At 67.7% G+C, this 3869-nt stretch carries 4 protein-coding genes and 2 pseudogenes; 4 read left to right on the top strand and 2 right to left on the bottom strand.

The window, feature by feature from the left end; genetic code table 11:
* Positions 1-110: 110 nt before the first annotated feature.
* From AC5RTT_RS20020 to AC5RTT_RS20035, 4 genes and pseudogenes are all read left to right on the top strand, one after another.
* Positions 111-269 (top strand): annotated as a pseudogene (locus tag AC5RTT_RS20020) (helix-turn-helix domain-containing protein); the annotation flags it as partial.
* Between the two features lie 146 nt (positions 270-415).
* Positions 416-1060 carry a biotin transporter BioY gene (locus AC5RTT_RS20025; protein ID WP_494146630.1) on the top strand — a complete coding sequence of 215 codons (645 nt, stop codon included), beginning with the start codon at positions 416-418 and terminating at the stop codon, positions 1058-1060.
* 12 nt (positions 1061-1072) lie between these two features.
* Positions 1073-1804: an energy-coupling factor ABC transporter ATP-binding protein gene (locus AC5RTT_RS20030; protein ID WP_494146631.1), complete on the top strand. Its 732-nt coding sequence runs from the start codon at positions 1073-1075 to the stop codon at positions 1802-1804.
* Positions 1801-2436 (top strand): energy-coupling factor transporter transmembrane component T family protein, encoded by a 636-nt coding sequence (locus AC5RTT_RS20035; protein WP_494146632.1) that lies wholly within the window; start codon positions 1801-1803, stop codon positions 2434-2436. Before AC5RTT_RS20030 ends, AC5RTT_RS20035 begins: the two co-directional genes overlap by 4 nt.
* Before the next feature lie 25 nt (positions 2437-2461).
* Here AC5RTT_RS20035 and AC5RTT_RS20040 read toward each other — a convergent pair whose 3' ends face one another.
* Positions 2462-3649, bottom strand: a complete 1188-nt coding sequence (locus tag AC5RTT_RS20040) for a thiolase family protein (protein WP_494146633.1) — start codon at positions 3647-3649, stop codon at positions 2462-2464.
* A pseudogene (locus AC5RTT_RS20045) lies at positions 3639-3869 on the bottom strand (hypothetical protein); the annotation flags it as partial. The pseudogene AC5RTT_RS20045 and the gene AC5RTT_RS20040, both read right to left, overlap by 11 nt.

Below are 3869 nucleotides of genomic sequence, written 5' to 3' on the forward strand. Positions count from 1 at the left end.
CTGATTTCGGCCAAGAGGGCCCGTCCTTTCAAGGGTAAAACCGCAGGTCAAACCCTAGTTAGAGACCGGACCCTTACACACTCTATGAAACACCCTGGAAGCTTTCCCCGAAACAAGAAGCCCTCCTGGTCGAACTGCACGGCAAAGGTGAACACACTACGTCCGAGCTGGTGGAACTGTTTTCGGTGGGGCGCTCCACCGTCTACCGTGCCCTCGACCGCGCACGCCAGAAGGAGGCCATCGCGCTGGCGAAGAAAAAGGACGTCTAGTGCAGCCATAGTCTGAACCGAAATTGTGCCCAGCGCGCAGTGGCCGGTACCGGGCTTAGTAGGGCCCCTACAAAATGCCCGGTGTTCCTCCCAGGTAGCGTCGGCTGTACATTAGATTCCGCTTGTACAACCCCGACAGGACCGCCATGAGCAACACCGACACCGCCGGAACAAAAACATTGATCACCGGCCGCCGCCGCTGGAACGCCACCGACCTGGGGCTGATCGCCGTCTTCGCCGCCCTGGTGGCGGGCTCGGCGCTGGTTCCCGGACTTGCCGTCAACGGCTTCGGCGTCCCCATCACCTTCCAGACGCTCGCCGTCATGCTGACCGGCCTGGTGCTCGGCCCCGGGCGGGGCTTCGCCGCCGTCGGGCTCTATGTTCTCCTGGGCCTCGCCGGCCTGCCCATCTTCAGCCAGGGACGCAGCGGCCTGGGCATCCTCGCCGGCCCGTCCGCCGGCTACATCATCGCCTTCCCCATCGCCGCCGGAATTGTGGGATGGCTCGCCACCATCGTCATCCGGCGGACCATCAAGGCCCGGGCACTGTGGCTGTTCCTCTCCGCAACGGTCACCAGCGTGCTGGTTGTGCACTCGCTGGGCATCGCCGGCATCGTGCTGAACACCAAAGCCACCTGGGGGCAGGCCTTCCTGAGCGATGTGGTGTTCTACCCCGGCGACATCATCAAGAACGTCCTTGCTGCCCTCATCGCCGTCGCCCTGCACCGCGCTTTCCCGGACATCCTGGTGCGCCGGGTAAAGCGGAACGCCCAGCAGCCCGCAAACGCCTAGGATTTCCACTCCATGCCCAACGTGACCTTTGACCAGGCAGCCGTCACCGTTCCGGTGGACCACCTCCCGGAACCAAAGGTCCTCCTGGACGGCGTGAACCTGCAGCTGACCGAACGCCGCGTAGGCGTCATCGGCGCCAACGGATCCGGAAAGTCCACGCTCCTGCGCCTGGTCAACGGGCTCGTCCAGCCAACCACGGGCAGCGTAACGGTCGACGGCGACGATACAGTACGTGCCGTCCGCAAAGTACGGCGCAACGTCGGGTTCGTCTTCACTGATCCGCTCTCCCAGCTGGTCATGCCCACGGGCCGGGAGGACGTGGAGCTCTCCCTGCGCCGGTCCGTGAAGAACGGTGCGGAGCGGCGCAGGCTGGCGGAAAGCGCCCTGGACCGGCTGGGTCTGCTGCACCTGGCGGACCAGAGCATTTACGAACTGTCCGGCGGCGAGCGGCAGCTGCTGGCCCTCGCAGCCGTCCTCGCCGTCGAGCCCGCCGTGCTGGTCCTGGACGAGCCGTCCACCCTCCTGGATCTCCGCAACCGCGAACTGCTGCGCCGAACCCTGGCTGGCCTTGACCAGCAAATCATCATGTCCACCCATGACCTCGAGCTGGCCCTGGAGATGGACCGGGTGCTCGTTGTCGACAAGGGAAGAATAATGTTCGACGGCACCCCCGCCCAGGCCGTGGCGGCCTACCGCACCCTGTGCATGGCCGGTCTGCACACCAGGGAGCCGGGCATCCGATGAGGGGGCACGGCTTTCTGCTCGCCAACTATGTGCCCGGGAACTCATTCATTCACCGGTCACCCCTGGTGCTGAAATTCCTCCTGGTGGTCATCTGCGGCCTGACCACCTTCATGATCCAGGACTGGCTCGTCTCCGCCGCGATGGTCGCGGGACTCTGCGGCCTGTTCCTGCTGACCGGCGCAGGCCTGAAGCGGCTGTGGTCAGCCATCCGCCCGCTGGCTGCGGTGCTGCTGGTCATCGGCCTGTTCCAGTGGTGGCAGCTGGGCGCCCCAACGGCGGGCAGGATCGTCCTGAATATCCTCGTCTGCGTAGTGGCGGCGTCCCTGCTGACCGCCACCACGCCTGTCCAGCAGCTCCTGGACGGTGTGGTCAAGGCCGCCGGTCCCTTCAGAAGGTTCGGCGCCGACCCGGAACGCTTCGCCCTGACCATCGGCATCATGCTGCGCAGCGTCCCCTATATCGCCGGCACCTTCGCCGACGTCCGGGATTCCGCCCGCGCCCGGGGCCTGGAGCGCAATCCGCGCGCCCTCGTCCTGCCCGTGTTTATCACCTCCGTGGCGTTTGCCCGCCAGACGGGCGAGGCGCTCGCAGCCCGGGGCCTGGGCGAAGCAGACGAAGAAACCGAACACTGAGGCGTTTCCGGCCCCTAACCAGGGCCTAGCCGTCCTGGAGCCGCCGGTATTCCAGCAGGGCAGCCGTGCCCATCCCGCCGGCACTGCTGATCATCGCCATGGCCAGGCTGCCCGGAGCCCCGGCCCGGCGGACCTGCGCCAGCAGGCGTGTCACCAGGACCGCGCCGGACGCCCCGTAGGCATGGCCCAAGGCCAGTGCACCGCCGTCGGTGTTCGCCCTTTCCGATGCGATGCCCAGCTGGTCCAGGCATGCCAGGGTCTGGGAAGCAAAGGCCTCGTTGAATTCCACGAAGTCCAGCTCATCGGCGGCACGGCCGGCACCGGCCAGGGCATCGCGGGCCGCCGTGGCAGCCCCCACGCCCAGGATTTCCGGATGCACGCCGGCGGTGCCGGTGCCGAGCACCACGAGGCCGTCGGCGGCCCCCATTGCCCGTGCCCGTTCAAGGGACGTGATCACGACGGCGGACGCGGCGTCGGCATCGAAGCAGGAGTTTCCGGCGGTGACGGTTCCCCCGTCGACAAAGACGGCCGGAAACCTCGCCATCACCGCGGGAGTCAGGCCGCGGCGGGGGCCATCGTCTGCCGACACAGTCCCGGAGCCGGTCTCCAGGGCCACCAGTTCGCCGTCGAAATGCCCCGCATCCGCGGCAGAAAGCGCCCGGCGGTGGCTTGCCAGCGCGAAGGTATCCTGGCGCTCCCGGCTGATCCCGAACCGTTGGGCCACCGTTTCGGCGGCGGGGCCCATGTCCGGATCGCCGAAATCCGCCGGCACAAACTGGGCGCGCCGGTAGAAGTCCGCGCCGCCGTCGTCCGTCCGGTGGGCGCGCAGGGGCGCCGTACTGGTGCTTTCCACTCCCCCGGCAAGGAAAAGGGGGCTGCCGCCGGCTGCCACCAGCCGGGCAGCGAGGACGATGGCGTCCAGGCCCGAACCGCATTGGCGGTCAACGGTGATGCCCGGAACACTGACCGGGAGCCCCGCCTCCAGCAGTGCCAGGCGTGCCACGTTCCCGCCGCCGCCCACCGCGTTTCCGATGACCACATCGTCAACGGCTGCCGGTTCCGTACGGGTTTCGGCCAGCAGTTCCCGGAGCACGGGTGCCAGCAGGTGGTGTGCCCGCAGCCTGCCCAGCGGCCCGTTGGTGCGGCAAACCGGCGTCCGCCTGGCGGCGATGATCACCGGCTGGCGGTCCGCCGGCAACAGCTCAGCCGCCAAGGTTCCGCACCCGCCGGTCGTTCGTGTGGACCCAGTCCAGCAGCATGTTGCGGCTGATCTTGCCGGCGCCGGTCACGGGAAGTTCCGAGAGGACGAAGTACTGCAGCGGCCGCTTGTCCCGGGGCAGGATCTCCTCCAGGCCCGCGCGCAGCTGCGCCGCCGTGATCCCGCCGGCGGACGGAACGATGTCAGCGATGGTCGAAAAGTGAGCCATTTCGTG

This window comes from Arthrobacter sp. Y3221157 (assembly GCF_059089865.1).

Coding starts and splice junctions, on each gene's coding strand:
- AC5RTT_RS20025 (WP_494146630.1), top strand. CDS start 416: ATGAGCAACACCGACACCGCCGGAACAAAAACATTGATCACCGGCCGC.
- AC5RTT_RS20030 (WP_494146631.1), top strand. CDS start 1,073: ATGCCCAACGTGACCTTTGACCAGGCAGCCGTCACCGTTCCGGTGGAC.
- AC5RTT_RS20035 (WP_494146632.1), top strand. CDS start 1,801: ATGAGGGGGCACGGCTTTCTGCTCGCCAACTATGTGCCCGGGAACTCA.